Origin of the sequence: Micromonospora sp. NPDC049051 (assembly GCF_043197575.1) — a bacterium.
Classification (GTDB): domain Bacteria; phylum Actinomycetota; class Actinomycetes; order Mycobacteriales; family Micromonosporaceae; genus Micromonospora.
In genome coordinates, this window is record NZ_JBICTL010000001.1 from 1,517,950 (window position 1) to 1,534,833 (window position 16,884).

The 16,884-nt window shown below is 72.4% G+C and carries 14 protein-coding genes; 10 read left to right on the plus strand and 4 right to left on the minus strand.

The features are described from left to right. Positions 1 to 19 precede the first annotated feature (19 nt). Positions 20 to 1,411, minus strand: coding sequence for an MFS transporter (locus ACGFIR_RS07215; RefSeq protein WP_392999509.1), 1,392 nt, complete (start codon positions 1,409 to 1,411; stop codon positions 20 to 22). Between the two features lie 93 nt (positions 1,412 to 1,504). Here ACGFIR_RS07215 and ACGFIR_RS07220 point away from each other — a divergent pair, with 93 nt between their 5' ends. Next, complete coding sequence (locus tag ACGFIR_RS07220; protein WP_392999507.1) at positions 1,505 to 2,089, plus strand: TetR/AcrR family transcriptional regulator; 585 nt, start codon at positions 1,505 to 1,507, stop codon at positions 2,087 to 2,089. Between the two features lie 233 nt (positions 2,090 to 2,322). Further along, on the plus strand, positions 2,323 to 3,267 hold the full coding sequence (gene ispH / locus ACGFIR_RS07225) for a 4-hydroxy-3-methylbut-2-enyl diphosphate reductase (RefSeq protein WP_392999505.1): 945 nt from the start codon (positions 2,323 to 2,325) through the stop codon (positions 3,265 to 3,267). Positions 3,268 to 3,327: 60 nt separating this feature from the next. Here ispH and ACGFIR_RS07230 read toward each other — a convergent pair whose 3' ends face one another. After that, positions 3,328 to 4,269, minus strand: coding sequence for an isopenicillin N synthase family dioxygenase (locus tag ACGFIR_RS07230; RefSeq protein ID WP_392999503.1), 942 nt, complete (start codon positions 4,267 to 4,269; stop codon positions 3,328 to 3,330). Positions 4,270 to 4,435: 166 nt separating this feature from the next. Here ACGFIR_RS07230 and ACGFIR_RS07235 point away from each other — a divergent pair, with 166 nt between their 5' ends. The 7 genes from ACGFIR_RS07235 (at position 4,436) to ACGFIR_RS07265 (ending at position 13,630) form a co-directional block, all read left to right on the plus strand. Further along, positions 4,436 to 5,347, plus strand: coding sequence for a LuxR C-terminal-related transcriptional regulator (locus ACGFIR_RS07235; protein WP_393143668.1), 912 nt, complete (start codon positions 4,436 to 4,438; stop codon positions 5,345 to 5,347). A 244-nt stretch (positions 5,348 to 5,591) separates the two neighbouring features. Next, positions 5,592 to 8,606 carry an amino acid adenylation domain-containing protein gene (locus ACGFIR_RS07240; protein WP_393143670.1) on the plus strand — a complete coding sequence of 1,005 codons (3,015 nt, stop codon included), beginning with the start codon at positions 5,592 to 5,594 and terminating at the stop codon, positions 8,604 to 8,606. After that, positions 8,606 to 9,364 (plus strand): leucyl/phenylalanyl-tRNA--protein transferase, encoded by a 759-nt coding sequence (locus ACGFIR_RS07245; protein WP_392999497.1) that lies wholly within the window; start codon positions 8,606 to 8,608, stop codon positions 9,362 to 9,364. The genes ACGFIR_RS07240 and ACGFIR_RS07245 overlap by 1 nt, the downstream gene beginning before the upstream one ends. Positions 9,365 to 9,383: 19 nt before the next feature. Next, positions 9,384 to 10,127 (plus strand): N-acetyltransferase, encoded by a 744-nt coding sequence (locus ACGFIR_RS07250; RefSeq protein ID WP_393001315.1) that lies wholly within the window; start codon positions 9,384 to 9,386, stop codon positions 10,125 to 10,127. Next, on the plus strand, positions 10,124 to 11,173 hold the full coding sequence (locus ACGFIR_RS07255; RefSeq protein ID WP_392999495.1) for a methyltransferase: 1,050 nt from the start codon (positions 10,124 to 10,126) through the stop codon (positions 11,171 to 11,173). The genes ACGFIR_RS07250 and ACGFIR_RS07255 overlap by 4 nt, the downstream gene beginning before the upstream one ends. Before the next feature lie 97 nt (positions 11,174 to 11,270). After that, the gene (locus ACGFIR_RS07260) at positions 11,271 to 12,995 is read left to right on the plus strand and encodes an acyl-CoA dehydrogenase family protein (protein WP_393143672.1); all 1,725 of its coding nucleotides are present in this window, start codon (positions 11,271 to 11,273) and stop codon (positions 12,993 to 12,995) included. Between the two features lie 2 nt (positions 12,996 to 12,997). Next, a complete protein-coding gene (locus tag ACGFIR_RS07265) occupies positions 12,998 to 13,630 on the plus strand; it encodes a hypothetical protein (protein WP_393143674.1) in 633 nt (210 codons plus the stop codon). Between the two features lie 28 nt (positions 13,631 to 13,658). Here ACGFIR_RS07265 and ACGFIR_RS07270 read toward each other — a convergent pair whose 3' ends face one another. Both ACGFIR_RS07270 and ACGFIR_RS07275 read right to left on the minus strand, forming a co-directional pair. Beyond that, positions 13,659 to 14,144 (minus strand): pyridoxamine 5'-phosphate oxidase family protein, encoded by a 486-nt coding sequence (locus ACGFIR_RS07270; RefSeq protein ID WP_393143676.1) that lies wholly within the window; start codon positions 14,142 to 14,144, stop codon positions 13,659 to 13,661. A 1-nt stretch (position 14,145) separates the two neighbouring features. After that, positions 14,146 to 15,009 (minus strand): 3-hydroxybutyryl-CoA dehydrogenase, encoded by an 864-nt coding sequence (locus ACGFIR_RS07275; protein ID WP_392999487.1) that lies wholly within the window; start codon positions 15,007 to 15,009, stop codon positions 14,146 to 14,148. Positions 15,010 to 15,248: 239 nt separating this feature from the next. Here ACGFIR_RS07275 and ACGFIR_RS07280 point away from each other — a divergent pair, with 239 nt between their 5' ends. Next, a complete protein-coding gene (locus ACGFIR_RS07280) occupies positions 15,249 to 16,481 on the plus strand; it encodes a cytochrome P450 (protein ID WP_393143678.1) in 1,233 nt (410 codons plus the stop codon). The last annotated feature ends 403 nt before the right edge of the window (positions 16,482 to 16,884 follow it).

Sequence of the window (16,884 nt, forward strand, 5' to 3'; positions counted from 1 at the left end):
GCCGGCCACCGGGCCGGGGTCAGTGGGCCGGCTTGGGGGTGAGGACGAAGGCCAGGACCGCGGCGGCGACGGCGATGACGGCGCCGGTGGTGAAGCCGCGGGAGAAGCCTTCGGTGCTGGTGCCCGCGATGCTGGCTGCGGCCATGCTCGACACGACGGCCGCGCCGAGCGAGGCGCCGAACTCGTGGAAGGTGCTGACGATGCCGGACGCGAGACCGGCCTCGTGCGGCGCGACCTGACCGAGCGCGACGGCGGAGGCCACGACGAAGAGGACGCCGGTGCCGGAGGCGGCGACGCTGACCCCGACGACGAGGGCCAAAGTCCCGTCCACGACGGCGGGGACCGCCATGCCCGCCGCCGCGATGAGCAGGCCCAGGACGCCGAGCGTGCGCGCCCCGATCCGACCGATGACGCGGCCGGCGGCGTTCGCGCCGAGCATGGTGGTGATGGCCACGGGCAGGAAGAGCAGCCCGGTGCGCAGGGCGCCGTAGCCCTGGTAGTCCTGGAGGTAGAACGTGCCCAGGAAGAAGACGGTGATCATCAGCGCGGTCGCGACGAGGATCAGCAGCGCCCCCGTCGCCACCGGCCGGCGGAGCAGGAGCCGTACGTCCATCAGCGGGCTCGCGGCGAGGCGCTGACGGACGACGAACGCCGCGTAGAGGGCCACGGCGGCCACCAGCAGCAGCACGATCGTCGGGTTGCCCCAGCCGACATCGCCGGCGCGGATCAGCGCGTAGATCAGCGAGCCGGTGGCCGCCGTCACCAGCACCGCGCCGGGCACGTCGAGCCGGCCCGTCGCGCCCGTGGGCGCCTGGGGCGGGAGCTGCATCCGCAGGGCCAGCAGCAGGATGATCCCGACCGGCACGTTGACGAAGAACACCCACGGCCAGCCCGGGCCTGCGGTGAGCAGGCCACCGAGGAGGACGCCCAGGGCGGCGCCGCCGCCGCCGAGCGCCGACCAGATGCCGAGCGCCTTGTTGCGCTCGTCGCCGTCGAACGTCGTGACGACGAGGGACAACGCGGCGGGGGAGAGGATCGCCGCCGCGAGGCCCTGGCCGATGCGACCGCCCAGCAGCATGGGGCCGCTGGTCGCGAGCCCGGCGGTCAGGGACGCGACGCTGAACAGCAGGAGTCCCGCGAGGACGAGGCGCCGGGCGCCGAACAGGTCCGCGGCGCGGCCACCGAGCAGCAGCAGGCCGCCGAAGGTGAGGGTGTAGCCACTCACCACCCACGTCAGGGCTTCCCGGTCCATCCCCAGGTCCGCCCCCATGTGCGGCAGGGCGATCGCGACGACGGTGACGTCCAGGATCAGCATCAGCTGGGCGATGCCGACGAGGCCCAGGATCCGCCAGCGCCCGGGGTGCGGACCGGCTGGCGTGGGAGTTTCGGTTGCGGTCACAGGTTCCGCCATGGCTGCCAGGCTCCTCCGCGAAGTTGAACGGTAGTGTTCGAGTTACGGAGACACGTTAACTCATGCACCTCTGTTCGACTTAGGGGAAGTTCCATGACTCGCCCATCCGCCAGGCCGACCCGCCGCGCCGACGCCCAACACAACGTGGAGAGGATCCTGGAGGCGGCGGTGAACTGCCTGAGCCGGGACCCCGACGCCAGCGTCAGCGAGATCGCGCAGGCGGCGGGGGTCGGCCGGGTGACCCTCTACGGCCACTTTCCGTCGCGCGACGCCCTGGTCGAGGCGGCGCTGACCCGGGTGCTGGCCGAGGGCGAGGAACTCCTGGCGGGCCTCGACCTGACCGGCGATCCGCGCGACGCGCTGCGCGTCCTGATCCGGTCGAGCTGGCTGCTGATCGCCCAGTCGAGCGCCGTGCTGGAGGCGGCGCAGGCGTCGCTGCCGCCCGGGCGCGTACACGAGCTGCACGCCGAACCGGCGCGTCGCGTCGACCAGCTGATCCGCCGGGGCCAGGCCGAGGGGGTGTTCCGGGTCGACCTCCCGGCCAGCTGGTTGACCAGCGTCCTCTACCAGATCATGAAGGGCGCCGCCGTCGACGTGGCCAGCGGGCAGGTGGACCGGGCGGACGCCCCGCGCCTCATCTCCGAGACGGTCCTCGCCGCCTACCGCGTCGACGGATAGCGGACGCCGGCACGCGGCCCGCTGGCCCCGGGGCCGGGACCGCAGGCTTGGACCGGCCCGCTGGACGTGGACCGGCTCGTTGGATACGGACCGGCCCGTTGGACGTGGACCGGCCGCCGGCTTGGCCGGGGCGGGGCTCGGGGCCGGACGCCGGGGCTGGGCCTCCACCCGGATCCCACCGGATTGCGAGGACGCGGCTCGATACTGCGGAGATGCGTGGGAAGGAGTGCGCGATGTCCGAAGCCGAGTCCGTAACGGTACTGCTCGCGGCACCGCGTGCGTTCTGCGCCGGTGTCGAGCGTGCGATCGAGATCGTCGAGCGTGCGCTGGCCAGCCGGGGCAGCCCGGTGTACGTACGTAAACAGATCGTCCACAACGCGCACGTCGTCGCCGAGCTGGAGTCGCGCGGCGCCGTGTTCGTCGAGGAACTCGACGAGGTGCCCGTCGGCGCGACGGTGGTGTTCTCGGCGCACGGGGTGTCGCCCGTGGTGCGCGCCGAGGCCGCCCGGCTGGGCCTGGAGGTGTTCGACGCGACGTGCCCGCTGGTGGCGAAGGTGCACTCGGAGGCCCGCCGGTACGCCGACCGGGGCGACACCGTCCTCCTCGTCGGGCACGCGGGGCACGAGGAGACCGAGGGCACCCTGGGCGAGGCGCCGGACCAGATGGTGCTCGTGCAGTCGCTCCAGGACGCGCACACGGTCGAGGTGTCCGACCCGGAGCGCGTGTCGTACCTGACCCAGACTACGCTCGCCGTCGACGAGACCGCCCAGGTGCTCGACGTGCTGCGCCAACGGTTCCCCGCCCTGCGCGGGCCGTCCTCGGCCGACATCTGCTACGCCTCGACCAACCGGCAGGCGGCGCTGCGTACGGTCGCCGAGGAGTCCGACCTCGTGCTCGTGGTCGGCTCGACCAACTCGGCGAACACGCAACGGCTCGTCGAGCTGGCCCGCCGCACCGGCCGCCCGGCCCACCTCATCGAGGACGCGGCGCAGATCCTGCCGGAGTGGTTGGCGGGGGTCACCACGGTCGGGGTCACCGCCGGCGCGTCCGCCCCGCCGCGCCTGGTCTCGGGGGTCATCGAGGCGTTGCGGGCGCGCGGGCCGGTGACGGTGGTGGAGCGCGAGGTCGCCCGCGAGACGATCGAGTTCACCATGCCGGGCGCGGTGCGCTCCCTCTGACACCGGGGCGCCCGCCGGACCACCGCTGCGGGGTGGTCCGGCGGGCGCTGCAAGGGTCGACTACGCGGAGGCCTGGTACGTCGACTGCATCTTGTGCGAGAACCACTCGCCGACGGTCACCCGGTCGAGCCCGGCCTCGGCGCTCTCCTGCGCCAGCGGACGCATGGGCTCGATGGTGGTGTCGTGGTTGGGCAGGTAGAAGAAGGGGATGGAGACGCGGGAGGGCGCGTCCGTCCCCTCCGGGTTGACCACCCGGTGCACGGTCGACGCCCACCGGCCGCCGGTCCAGAAGGCCATCAGGTCACCGATGTTCACCACGAAGCTGCCGGGGACGGCGGGCACGTCGATCCAGTCGTCGTCGTCCCGGCGTACCTGGAGGCCGGCCAGTTCGTCCTCCACGTAGAGCACCGTGAGGCTGCCCCAGTCGGTGTGCATCTCCCGCCGCAGCACGTCGTCGTCCGGCGCCGGGTAGTAGTAGTTGGCGATGATCAGCGACACGTGCTCGTCGAACTTGCTGTCGAAGAAGTCCTCCGGCAGCCCGAGCGCGATCGCGAACAGCCGCATGATGTCCGCCGACAGGTCGGTCATGGCGGCGATGTACTCGTGCCAGACCGCCTTGAAGTCGTCGTCCGGCCAGATGTTCGCCGCCTTCCAGGTGGCCGGGTGCGTACCGAGCCGGGCACGCTCCTCGTCGCTCAGGTCGCCCGTCACGTGCGCGGCGAACGCCTCGTACGGGCCGCCCGGGCGGCGCAGCCCCGACACCCCGGAGCCGCGGTTCGCGCTCCGGTCCTTCTCCTGCTCCGGCTGGGTGAAGAAGGCCTTCGTGGTGGCGTACATGCGGTTCACCAGGTCCTGGGGTACGCCGTGCCCCACGACGGTGAAGAAGCCCGAACCCTCGCACGCCTTGCCGACGGCTGCCGCGACGGCCGCGCGTCCCTCGGCGGTCGTGCGGCCCGACAGGTCGATCGTCGGTACGAAATCCTGGACCACAACGGGTTCCACAACTGCCCGCCTCTCTCGCGACGTCAATACATTGATGGAAGCAATCGCAAGTCACCCGTCGGGAAGTGCCCGTTGTCCCGCTCCCCCCACGTGCGGGTAATTGCTCGGCGCACCTGACGGTAAGGCAATGTTGAGACCGGCATACATTCATGTGCACGATTGTGTTGTGGCGTACGAGGACGAGCAGTTGACGCAGCCGGTCGGGCCGCTCGCCGATGCGGGCCGCCCGCTTTCCGAAGATGTCGTCAGCCGGCTCGTCGCCGGCCCGTCGGAGGCCGCTCTCCGGCGCCCCCCGGAGCGGGCCACCGATCCGGACGCAGCCGTGGTGGACCCGGCCGTACGCGTGCTCGTCGCCGCCGCCGAGGGGAACCGCCTGCTGCTGACCGCCCTGACCGAGGGGATCCACGCCGAGGGCGTCACGGACGGGCCCGGGCGGGCGCGGACGCCGGGGCGGGTCCAGGAGGTGGTCCGGGCCACGCTGCGCGGCGCGCCGACCGGGTCCTGGCAGCTGCTGCGGGTGGCCGCCGTGCTCGGCCGGTCCTGCCGGCTCACGGAGCTGGCGGCGATGACCGGCCGGAACACCGCCCAGATGCTGCCGGACCTCGACGCGCTCCTCGACGCCGGATTGCTGCACTGGGTGGGCGACGACCTTACCTTCCGGTACGAGCTGGTGTGGTGGGCGGTGCTCGACGCGCTGCCGCCCGCGGTGCGGCAGGCCCTCCGCGCCGACCGTGACCGCCTGCGCCGGCGGCGGGCCGTGACCGGTGCGCCCCGCGCCGCCGACCCGTCCGCGGAGCCCGTGGCCCCCGCCGACCTGCGGCGCAGGATCGGCCTGCGCTCCGCGGCCGTCGTCAGGGAACACGGCCAGGACACCGGCGGCGCGTGGGAGTCGTTCAGCGGCGTCGAGCGGGCCATCGCGCGACTCGTCGCCGAGGGCATGACCAACCGGCAGATCGCCACCCGGGTGCGGCTGTCGCCGCACACCGTCAACTACCACCTGCGCGGCCTGTTCCGCCGGCTGGGCATCTCCTCGCGGGCGGAACTCGTCCGCCACGTGCCGGTCTCCTCGGCGGCGTAGGGCCGTCCGAACCCTCCGGACCATATCCGTCACGTCGCATTTTCCGGTGCCTTCGAAGCCGAATTCGGCGAAGGGTGGACCGCGTCCCGAGGACTACTCTCATGAGTAGTGTCCATTCCGGACCGTGCTCATTCTGGTAGTCGGGGGAACCGCCGCGAGGCAGTAGTGTCGCCCGTATCGAAATTCGTTGGTTCAGCGGCAGGTAAATCCACGGGTACGACCGTGCTCACACCCGAGGGAAAACATGATCATCCGTACGCAACCGCGTGTCCACGAACTCATCGCCGCCCGCGCGGCGTCGCAGCCCGACCGGACCGCGGTCGTGCAGGGCGACGCGTGCATCAGTTACGCGGAGCTGGAGCGCCGGGCCAACCGCCTGGCCCGCCACCTCGTCGACCAGGGGGTCGGCGCGGACTCCGTGGTCATGGTCCACCTGGAACGCTCCATCGACGCCATCGTCGGCCTGCTCGCCAGCTGGAAGGCGGGCGGGGCCTACCTGCCCGTGGACCCGGGGCTGCCGGACAGCCGCGTCGAGGCGTTCGTGAAGGAGACCGACTGCACCACCGTCGTCACCCACGAGCGGGACGTGGCGCGCTTCGCGGACCTGCCGGTCCGGGCGCTCACGGCGAGCGTGGCCGACGGACCCGCCACCGCCCCGGCCGTGACGGTGGGCGGCGGGGACGCCGCCTACGTCATCTACACGTCGGGCTCCACCGGGACGCCGAAGGGCGTCGTGGTGAACCACGAGTCGCTGAGCTACCTGTGTGGGGAGCTGGCCGGCCGCTACGGCGTCACCCCCGACGACCGGGTGTTGCAGTTCGGCGCGCTCCCCTTCGACACCTCCATCGAACAGATCACGGTCGCGCTGCTCGGCGGCGCGACGCTCGTGCTGCCCGACGTGGGCTGGGCGCCCAGCGAGCTGCCGGAGCGGCTGCGGTACCACGGCATCACCGTGATGGACCTGACCCCGGCGTACTGGCGCCGCTTCCTCGCCGAGGTCGGCGCGGAGGCCGGGGACCTGCCCGTCCGGCTGGTGATCGTGGGCGGCGAGGCGGTCAACGCGGAGGACTGCCGTACGGCGCTGGCGCTGATGTCAGGAGTGCGGCTGGTCAACGCCTACGGGCTCACGGAGACCACGATCACCTCCTGCCTGATGGAGCTGACCGTCGACGTGCTGCCCGACCGGGGCCCCGCGCCGGTCGGCAGGCCGCTGCCCGGCACCGTCGTGTACGTCCTCGACGAGCAGGGCCGACCGGCCGCCCCCGGCGAGCGCGGTGAGGTCCACATCGGCGGTCGGGGCGTGGCACGCGGCTACCTGACCGAGGACGACGCGGGGCGCTTCCGCCCCGACCCGTTCGCGTCCGAGCCCGGCGCGCGGATGTACCGCACCGGCGACCTGGGCGCCTGGACCACCGAGGGCAACCTCGAGGTGGTCGGGCGCATCGACCGGCAGGTGAAGATCCGTGGCTTCCGGGTGGAGCCCGGCGAGATCGAGGCGACCCTCGCGGCACACGACGGCGTCGACACGGTCGCCGTCACCACGTACGAGCACGACGGCCAGCGGCGGCTGGTGGCGTACCACACCGGCCCACGACCCCTGGACGTCGCGGAGCTGCGCGAGTTCGTCGGCCGCTATCTGCCCCGCTACATGGTGCCGACGGCGTTCGTCGCCCTCGACGAGCTGCCGCTGAAGGCGAACGGCAAGGTCGACCTGGCCGCGCTGCCCTCGCCGCACACCACGGCGGTCGTCGCGGAGAGCGTGGACGACGCGCCCGTCGACCTGGTGGAGCGCGGCGTGGCCCGGCTCTGGGGGCAGGTGCTCGGCGTGCCCCGGGTGCTGCCCGACGACAACTTCTTCGCGCAGGGCGGCAACTCGATCCTCGCCGCCGAACTGCTCGCGAAGATCCGTGGCTCCTTCGGGGTGCTCATCACCCAGGTACGCCCGCTGATCCGGCTTCTGCTGGAGGACGCGACGCCGCGCGGCCTGGCCCGGGCGGTACGCGAGGCGCGGGCCGGCACGCTCGCCGGCGACGACACGCGCAAGCGGGTGGACTTCGCCGCCGAGACGGAGCTGGACGTGGAGATCCGGCGCGACGTGCCCGACGAGCCGCGCTGGCGGGACCCCCGCCACGTGTTCCTCACGGGCGCCACCGGCTTCCTCGGCATCTACCTGCTGCGGGAGCTGCTGGACAGCACGGACGCCGTGGTGCACTGCCTCGTGCGCGCCGACGGCCCGGAGCAGGGACTGGCCCGCATCCAGGCCAACGCGCGACACTACTTCGGCGAGGACCTCGCCGGTCACCAGGCGACGGGCCGGATCGTCGCCGTCCCCGGCGACCTCGCGGCACCCGGGCTCGGCCTCTCCGAGGCGGCGTTCGACGAGCTGGCGCGTACGGTCGACGTCATCCACCACCCCGGCGGAACCGTCAACTTCATCTACCCGTACTCGCACATGCGGCCGGCGAACGTGGACGGCACCCGCGAGATCATCCGGATGGCCGCCCGGCACCGCAACGTCCCGATCCACTACACCTCGACCATGGCCGTCGTGGCGGGCTTCGGCACCGCCGGCGTCCGGCACGTCGACGAGGACACCCCGCTGGCGTACGCCGACCACCTCTCCGTCGGGTACGTGGAGAGCAAGTGGGTGGCCGAGGCGCTGCTGCACCGGGCGGCGGAGCAGGGGCTGCCGGTGGCGATCTACCGGGCCGCCGACATCTCCGGCGACCGGGTCAACGGCGCGTGGAACATCGCCACCGAGATGTGCGCGATGAAGAAGTTCGTGGTGGACACCGGCACCGCCCCGGTCGCGGAGCTGCCGCTGGACTACACGCCGGTCGACGTCTTCGCCGCGGCGGTCGCGCACATCGCCCGGGCGTCCCGGCCCGCCGGCGAGGTCTACCACCTCACCAACCCGGGGAAGGTCAACATCTCGGTGCTGGTCGAGCGCCTGCGGGCGCACGGGCACGACATCCGCGAGGTGCCGTGGGCCGAGTGGCTCGACGAGATGGTGCGGGTCGCGGTGGAGCAGCCCGACCATCCGATGACCCCCTTCGCGCCGCTGTTCATCGACCGCTGCGCGACCGGCCAGATGAGCGTCGCGGAGATGTACCTGGAGACGACGTTCCCGGTCTTCTCCCGCACCAACGTGGAGCAGGCGCTGCGCGGCAGCGGCATCGAGATCCCGACGGTGGACGCCGGGATGCTCGACCGCTACATCGGCTACCTGACCCGCACCGAGTTCCTGCGGGCCGCGTGATGGGCTGGGAGACGCTCGACCTCATCGACGCCCCCGCCGACGGGCCGGTCGCGTTCGGCGACGACCTGTCCGCGCCGGCGCTGCTGGACGCGTACCGGCACGGGCTGTTCCCGTTCCCGGCCGACACCGAGGAACGGAAGATCGTCAGCGAGTTCACCTACGAGGCGGACGTCGCGGCCGGCCGGATCGCCGTCCTCGCCGGCAGCGGCGACCCGTACGCCGTGGCCTGGTGCTCGCCGGACCCGCGTCCCGTCATCCACGTCGACCGGGCCCGGATCCAGCGCAGCCTGCGGCGGCAGCTGCGCAACAAGGTCGAGTGGACGACGACGCTCGACGCCTGCTTCGACCGGGTGGTGCAGCACTGCCGCGCCGGCCGCGAGCCCCGATGGCTGACCGACCGGCTCGTGTCGACGCTGCGCGAGCTGCACGCGGCCGGGTACGCCCACAGCGTCGAGGTGTGGGAGGGCGACGAGCTGGTCGGCGGCACGTTCGGCGTACGGGTGGGCGGCGTGTTCAGCGCCGACTCCCAGTTCGCCCTGCGCAGTGGCGCCGCGAAGGTGGCGGTCGCGTGCCTGGTGCGGCGCGTCGCGGACAGCGGCGGCGTGGCGGTCGACGTCCAGCACGACGGCGACCACGCGAAGCTCATCGGCGCGGTCGCGGTGCCCCGTGGCGAATACCTGGCGCTGCTGCGCAAGCACGCCGACGACAACTGCGCCATGTTCGCGGACCCGCTGCCCGCGCGCAGCCTGGCCGCCTGAGGCGACGGAGGTGACCACGATGCGGGTGCTGACGCTCGCCGAGCGACCGGACCTGCGGGACGGGATGCTCCAGATGGAGGCGTCCTGGCCCGACTACATCCCGCCCGAGCCGATGGTGGTCGGCTGGGCCCTCGACCGGTACCCGGAACACCAGCTCGTCGTGCTCGACGCCGACGACACGGTGATCGCCCGCGCGGCCAGCGTGCCGTTCGCCTGGGACGGCGACGCGGCGAGCCTGCCCGACACCGGCTGGGACGCGGTGCTGGGGTTGAGCATGCTCGACACCGCCGCCGGGCGCGAGCTCACCGCCCTGTGCGCGCTGGAGATAGCCGTGGTGCCGGGCATGCAGGCCCGGAACATGTCGGGGCGCATCCTGGCGGCGGTCAAGGACAACGCCCGCCGGCACGGCCTCCGCGACGTCGTGGGGCCGGTCCGGCCCAGCGGCAAGCACGCCGAGCCGCACGCGCCGATGACGGGGTACGCCGCCCGGACCCGCGACGACGGGCTGCCGGTCGACCCGTGGCTGCGCGTCCACGCCCGGGCGGGCGGGCAGATCCTCCAGGTCTGCCCGGCCTCCATGACGATCTCCGGCAGCCTCGCGCAGTGGCGCGCCTGGACCGGGCTGCCGTTCGACACCAGCGGACCGGTCGTCGTGCCGGGTGCCCTGACCCCGGTCGCGGTGAACGTCGACCACGACCACGCCGTCTACATCGAGCCCAACGTGTGGGTTCGACACCCTCTCGCGGAAAGGCATGACCGATGACCAGCACCGTTCCGGCCCCCCTGGCCTCCAAGATCCGCAACCGTGCCGCGCTGATCGAGATCATCGGCGGGTACATGGCCTCGCAGTCGCTCGCGCTCGCCGCCGAGCTGAAGCTCGCCGACCACATCCACGACGGCCGCGTCACGAGCGCGCAGCTCGCCGAGGCGACGGGCACCCACACGCCGTCGCTGCACCGGCTGCTGCGCACCCTCGCGGCCATCGGCCTGCTGACCGAGCCGACGCCGGGCGAGTTCCGGCTGACCGAGGTGGGCGAGCAGTTGCGCACCGACTCGCCGAACTCGCTGTGGGCGTTCACCCGGTTCTTCACCAATCCCGCGCTGTTCTCGTCCTGGCAGCAGGTGCGGCACACCATCGAGACCGGCGAGTGCGCCTTCGACCACGTGCACGGCCGGAACGCGTACGTGCACCTCGCCGAGCACCCCGAGCTGTCCGCGCTGTTCAACGTGGCGATGGGACAGGAGTCGAGGGCGTCCGCCCAGCTCGTCGCCGACGGGTACGACTACTCCGGCGTCCGTACCGTCGTGGACGTCGGCGGCGGGGACGGCACGCTGCTCGCCGCGATCCTCGGCACCCACCCGCACCTCGCGGGGGTGTGCTTCGACAGCGCCGCGGGCGTGGCCGAGGCCGCCGGTGTGCTCGCCGCCGCCGGGGTCTCCGAGCGCTGCGAGATCGTCGCGGGCGACTTCTTCGCGTCCGTGCCGGGCGGCGGCGACCTGTACATCATCAAGAGCGTCTTCCAGGACTGGAACGACGAGAAGGCCCGCGAGCTGCTGAGCACGGTACGCGCGCACATGCCCGCCCACGCGACCCTGCTGATCGTCGGATCGGTGCTGCCGGACACCGCGAACACCGACAACCCGGTGATGTTCTACACGGACATCAACATGCTGGTCACCGCCGGCGGCCGGGAGCGTACCGAGAGCGAGTTCCGGGCCCTGCTCGCCGGGACCGGCTTCACCGTCGAGTGGTGCGGGCACGGCGCCGCGGGCCCACTGTCGCTGATCAAGGCCGTGCCGGCGAGCTGACCGCCCCGTACGACGGACCACGTCCGCACCGCTGCGGCGGGCGGACGTGGCCCGTCCGCGTCCCGCACCAGAGCACCCGTCGACCGGGGAGGCAACGATGTCCAGACCGAGTTTCGGCAGCGAGCTGCTGCGCGGCAGGCTGCGGATCGACCTGCTCGACCCGCTGCCCGACGCCGGGATCGACGCCGACGCCGAGGCGTTCCTCGCGCGGCTGCGCGCGTTCTGCACGGACAAGGTGGACGGGCGGCTCATCGAGCGCGAGGACCGGATCCCCGACGAGGTGGTCGACGGCCTGCGCGACCTCGGCGCGTTCGCCATCAAGCTCCCCCGGGAGTACGGCGGGCTCGGCCTGTCGGGGGTCTGCTACCACCGCGCCCTGATGATCGTCAGCAGCGCGCACTCCTCGCTCGGTGAGCTGCTCGGCGCCCACCAGGCGATCGGCCTCATCCAGCCGTTGCGGCTGTTCGGCACCGACGCGCAGAGGCGCGAGCTGCTGCCGAGGTGCGTACGCGAGATCTCCGCCTTCGCCCTCACCGAGCCGGACATCGGCAACGACCCGTTCCGGATGCGGACCACCGCCACCCCCACGGGCGACGGCGGCTACCGGCTCGACGGGGTGAAGCTGTGGACGACCAACGGCACCATCGCCCACCTGATCGTGGTGATGGCCCTGGTGCCGCCGTCGGAGAGCGGCCCGGGAGGCATGTCCGCGTTCGTGGTGGAGGCCGACGCGCCGGGGGTCACCGTCGAGCACCGCAGCTCCTTCCTGGGCCTGCGCGGACTGGAGAACGGGGTCGTCCGGCTGCACGGGGTCCGGGTGCCCGAGAGCCGCCGGATCGGCCCGGAGGGGCAGGGGCTCCAGGTGGCGCTCGCCGCGCAGGACACCGGCCGGCTCTCGATGCCCGCCGTCTGCGCCGCCGCCGCCAAGTGGAGCCTGAAGATCGCCCGCGAGTGGTCGGGCGTCCGGGTGCAGTGGGACCGGCCGATCGGCGAGCACGAGGCGGTGGCGGGCAAGATCGCGTACATCGCGGCGACCGCCTTCGCCCTGGAGGCCATGGTCGAGGTGTCCGGCCGGCACGCCGACGCGGGCCTGCTGGACACGCACACGGAGGCCGAGCTGGCGAAGCTGTTCGCGTCGGAGCAGGCGTGGCGGATCGCCGACGAGCTGCTGCAGATCCGGGGCGGTCGCGGGTACGAGACGGCGGAGTCCGCCGCCGCCCGCGGTGAGCGTGGCGTCCCTGTCGAGCAGCTGTTCCGGGACCTGCGCGTCGGCCGGATCTTCGACGGCTCCAGCGAGGCGCTGCGGGTGTTCGTCGCCACCGACGCGCTGGCCGACGAGGCGGAGCCGGCCGAACGGCCCACGCCCGTCACGCTGCCGCCCGGCTTCGGCGACCTCGCCGGGCACCTGTCGTTCGTCGACGCGACGAGCGCCGAGCTGGCCCGGCACCTCGCCGACGGCCGGCGGCGGTGGGGCGAGGCGGTGGCCCAGCGGCAGCTGTTCCTGGGCCGCGTCGTGGACGTGGCCGCCGAGCTGTACGCGATGACCGCCGCCTGCGTGTACGCCAGGGCGCTCGGCGGTACGGCGACCGAGCTGGCCGACGCGTTCTGCCGCCAGTCCCGCCAGCGGGTGGCGGAATTGCGCCGGCGGCTGCGGGACAACACCGACGGCGACGACGCCGCGCTCGCCCGGCGGGTGCTGGGCGGCAGCTTCACCTGGCTGGAGGAGGGCGTGCTCGACGCGTCCATCGAGGGGCCGTGGATCGCCGAGCCCGCACCGGGACCGGCGAGCGGCCCGAACCTGCACCGCACGATCAGGAGGTGACCATGGACGAGCACGTGGCAGAGCTGGTGGCACAGGGCAGGCGGTCGCTGGAGCTGGCGTCCAACCGGTTCCTGGAGCTGCTGGAGCGCGGTGAGGTGCCGGCCGACCGGCTGCGCGCCCTGGCCGGCGAGTTGCACCACCTGGTGTCCAGCGACCGGAGCAGCTTCGCGTTCCTGGCGGCCCGCTTCCCCGAGCCGCTGTTCCTGGGCATGGCGGGCGCCGAGGAGGAGGCGCTGGGGCTGCTGCCCGCCTTCGCCGCCGCGGTGGGGATGGGGGAGAAGGAGCTGCGGGCGTACGAGCCGAGGCCCCTGGCCCAGGCGTACCCCTCCTTCATCGTGCGGACCGCCGTGTTCGGGCCGCGCTCGGCGATCCCGCTGGCCCTGCTGGTCAACGTCGAGGAGTCGGGCGGCTTCTACGCCCGGATGGCCGACGCCCTCCAGAGCCGGTACGGCTTCTCCGACGAGGCGGTCGCGCACTTCCGCTACTTCGCCGAGACCCCGGACGAGGTGCTGGAGCAGGCGGCCGGGGTGGTGTCGAGGGGCCTGGCGGCGGGCGACGACGCGGTGGAGCTCCTGCGCGTGGCGCGGATGGTGCACGCCTACGAGGCGGTGTTCTGGGCGACGATGACCGAGTGACCCCGGGACCGGGGTGGACCCGCCCCACTCAGGGCAGGTCCACCTCGATCCGGCGGTCGATCCGGTCCTCGATCCAGGTGCTGGTGTCGACGAGCCACACGCGGTCCACCGTGACCTGGTAGACGCGGTGATCCGCCGGCGGCAGCAGGGCCGACACCGGCAGCGTGTACTCCGCCCTGCTCGCCTCGTCCGGCAGCAGGGCGTCGTAGAACGTGGCGTGGTGTGCGCGTACCTCGTCGGCGGTCAGCTCCCGGCAGGTGCCGGTGAACTGGGCGCCGTCGACCTCGGTGAGCCCGCCGCCGGTGACGAAGAGCGCCCCGCTCACCGCCGGGCGGGCCGCCACGTGTCTGCTGTGCCGGGACTGCGTCGCGGAGCCGAACAGCAACCGCAGCGGGTCGGGCAGCCACGCGTACTGGAGCACGGACGTCCACGGCCGACGGTCGGGGGAGACGGTGGACAGGGACAGGTACTTCGCGTCGGCGAGGACGCGGTGCAGCCGGTCCGCGAGCGCCATCTCAGCGCCCGTACTCGTAGAAGCCCCGGCCGCACTTCTTGCCGAGCATGCCGCCGGCCACCATGCGGGCGAGCAGCGGCGGTGGCGAGTAGTGCGGCTCCCGGAACTCCCGGTAGAGCGACTCGCTGATCGCGGCCACGATGTCGAGCCCGATCAGGTCGACGAGGCGCAGCGGGCCCATCGGGTGCGCGCAGCCGAGCGTCATGGCCTTGTCGATGTCGGTCACCGTCGACATCCCGGACTCGACCATCCGGACGGCGGAGAGCAGGTACGGGATCAGCAACGCGTTCACCACGAAGCCCGCCCGGTCCTTGGCGCGGACCACCTGCTTGCCGAGCACGTCGGTGACGAACGCGTCGACCGTCTCGACGGTCCGCGCGTCGGTACGCACCGAGCCGACGACCTCCACGAGCGGGAGCACCGGCGCGGGATTGAAGAAGTGGATGCCGACCACCCGCTCGGGTCTGGCGGTGACGCCGCCGAGCTTCACGATCGGCAGGGAGGACGTGTTGGAGCCGAGGATCGCGTCCTCGTCCTCGACGACCTTGTCGAGCGTGCCGAACAGGTCGAGTTTGATCGACTCCTGCTCCGACGCGGCCTCGATCACCAGCTGCCGGTCGGCGAAGTCCGCCAGGTCGGCGGTGAAGGACACCCGGGCCAGTGCCGCGTCCCTGTCCTCCTCGCTCAGCTTGCCCCGGCCCACCGCGCGGTCCAACGACGCGGTCAACCGGGCCCGGCCCGCCGCGAGGGAGGCCGGTCGCGACACCGCGACGAGCACGTCCGACCCGGCCCTCGCACACGTCTCGGCGATCCCGGCGCCCATGACTCCGCACCCGACGACGCCGACCCGACGAATCCTGTCCATGTTTCTGCCTCCGCACACGCGTTAACAAATGGGTTGCCGCGGAATTCGGTGAGTAGGGCGGGATCGCCGCTCCCTGACACGTGCCGTGGAAGGACGATAGGCTGGTCCACCGGTCCGACGCAATGATCAGCGCCTTTGTCCAGTCGAATTCGTGGCGGGTGCGAGAGGGCCGTTACCCGGCAGTTCCCGATCGACAGTTACCTTTTTTTGCGTTCCCACATCATCGTAGGAGGCGCACTATGGTCGACTTCAGCGCTGCCCCCACCGCCCAAATCGACAGTCGCGGCGGCAAGTGCCTGTACGCGCAGATTGACGAGTTCCGCGCGGCCGGCCCCGCGGTGGCCGTAGAGCTGCCGGAAGGCATGCTGGCCTGGTCGATCACCCGTGGCGACGTGGTCCGGCGCCTGCTGACCCACCCCGGGGTCTCGCGCAACGTCACGAAGAACGTGCCCAGCTACACCCCAGGCGAGATCAAGTGGTTGGCGCCGTGGGTGGACGTCCAGTCCATGTCCACCGCGGAGGGCCGCGAGCACCAGCGCCTGCGGCAGATGGTGGCGCCGGCATTGACCCCGAAGCGGATCGACGCCATGCGTCCGCACGTGGAACTCGTCGCCCGGCGGCTGCTCGACGAGCTGGCCACGCACCCGTCGGACGAGCCGGTCGACCTGCACACCACGTACTCCCAACAGTTGCCGACCAGGGTGATCTGCGACCTGTTCGGGGTGCCGGATGACCTGCGGCCCGAGGTGCTGCGCATCCTGCGGGTGGTGCTCAACACCGACAAGGTGCCGGAGGAGGAGTCGGCCGCGGTCTACGTCGACATGAACGTCGCCATGCGTACGCTCATCGACCTCAAGCGCCGCGAGCCGTCCGACGACCTGACGAGCTTCCTGATGGCGGCCCGGGTGGAGGGCGAGGAGCCGCTCGCCGAGCAGGAGCTGGTCGACATGCTGCTGCTGCTCATCGGCGGCGGCAGCCAGACGACCGTGACGCTGATCGACCACACCGTCCGCGAGTTGCTCGCCCACCCGGACCAGCTGGCCACCCTCGTCGCCGACCCGGCCCGCTGGCCGGACGCGATCGAGGAGGCGCTGCGGGCGCACTGCCCGGTGGCGGCGCTCCCGATGCGCTGGGCGAAGGAGGACATCGACCTCGGCGAGGGCACCGTCATCCGGGCGGGCGACGCCATCCTCATCAGCTACCTGGCGCACGGCCGCGACCCGGCCGTGCACGAGAACCCGGGGGTGTTCGACATCGACCGGGAGAACAAGGAGCACCTCGCGTTCGGGGCGGGCCCGCACTTCTGCCCAGGGGCCCGGCTGGCGCGGCTGGAGGCGGCCGTGGCGGTGCCGGCGCTGTTCGCGCGCTTCCCGCAGCTCGCGCTGGCCGTGTCGCCGGAGGAGATCGAGCCGCTGCGCTCGTTCATGGCGAACGACGTGGCGTCGCTGCCGGTGCTGCTGAACCACCGGTAGGCGCACCCCGCGCTGTCCGGCCCGGGATCGCGGGCCGGGCAGCAGCGGTGCGCGCAATTGTCGCTGCCGGGATCACCGCCGGTGACAACAGGCGCCGGGACGACAGTCGCGGCGGCTACCGGCGTAGTGGCGGTACGCGCAGCGGCAACAGGCGCGGCAACGACAAACGCAGTGACGAACAGGCGCAGTGGCTCCCGGACGGTCGGCGAGACCGTCGGGAGCCACTGCGCCTGATCGCGTTCGAATCCACTCACCGCCGGCCGCCACGACCGGTAGTCGAAGGAGCGGGCCCGCTCCCGGGAACCGGTGGTTCAGCCGACCAGTACGGGTGTCTGGATTTTGGCGTCGTGTTCGAGGATGCGTTGTTGGAGTTGTTGGAGTTCGCGGCCGGGTTCGAGGCCGA

Excerpts from the sequence above, each read along its gene's own strand:
- ACGFIR_RS07215 (WP_392999509.1), bottom strand. The coding sequence starts at position 1,411 with ATGGCGGAACCTGTGACCGCAACCGAAACTCCCACGCCAGCCGGTCCG.
- ACGFIR_RS07220 (WP_392999507.1), top strand. The coding sequence starts at position 1,505 with ATGACTCGCCCATCCGCCAGGCCGACCCGCCGCGCCGACGCCCAACAC.
- ispH (WP_392999505.1), top strand. The coding sequence starts at position 2,323 with ATGTCCGAAGCCGAGTCCGTAACGGTACTGCTCGCGGCACCGCGTGCG.
- ACGFIR_RS07240 (WP_393143670.1), top strand. The coding sequence starts at position 5,592 with ATGATCATCCGTACGCAACCGCGTGTCCACGAACTCATCGCCGCCCGC.
- ACGFIR_RS07245 (WP_392999497.1), top strand. The coding sequence starts at position 8,606 with ATGGGCTGGGAGACGCTCGACCTCATCGACGCCCCCGCCGACGGGCCG.
- ACGFIR_RS07250 (WP_393001315.1), top strand. The coding sequence starts at position 9,384 with ATGCGGGTGCTGACGCTCGCCGAGCGACCGGACCTGCGGGACGGGATG.
- ACGFIR_RS07255 (WP_392999495.1), top strand. The coding sequence starts at position 10,124 with ATGACCAGCACCGTTCCGGCCCCCCTGGCCTCCAAGATCCGCAACCGT.
- ACGFIR_RS07260 (WP_393143672.1), top strand. The coding sequence starts at position 11,271 with ATGTCCAGACCGAGTTTCGGCAGCGAGCTGCTGCGCGGCAGGCTGCGG.
- ACGFIR_RS07265 (WP_393143674.1), top strand. The coding sequence starts at position 12,998 with ATGGACGAGCACGTGGCAGAGCTGGTGGCACAGGGCAGGCGGTCGCTG.
- ACGFIR_RS07270 (WP_393143676.1), bottom strand. The coding sequence starts at position 14,144 with ATGGCGCTCGCGGACCGGCTGCACCGCGTCCTCGCCGACGCGAAGTAC.
- ACGFIR_RS07275 (WP_392999487.1), bottom strand. The coding sequence starts at position 15,009 with ATGGACAGGATTCGTCGGGTCGGCGTCGTCGGGTGCGGAGTCATGGGC.
- ACGFIR_RS07280 (WP_393143678.1), top strand. The coding sequence starts at position 15,249 with ATGGTCGACTTCAGCGCTGCCCCCACCGCCCAAATCGACAGTCGCGGC.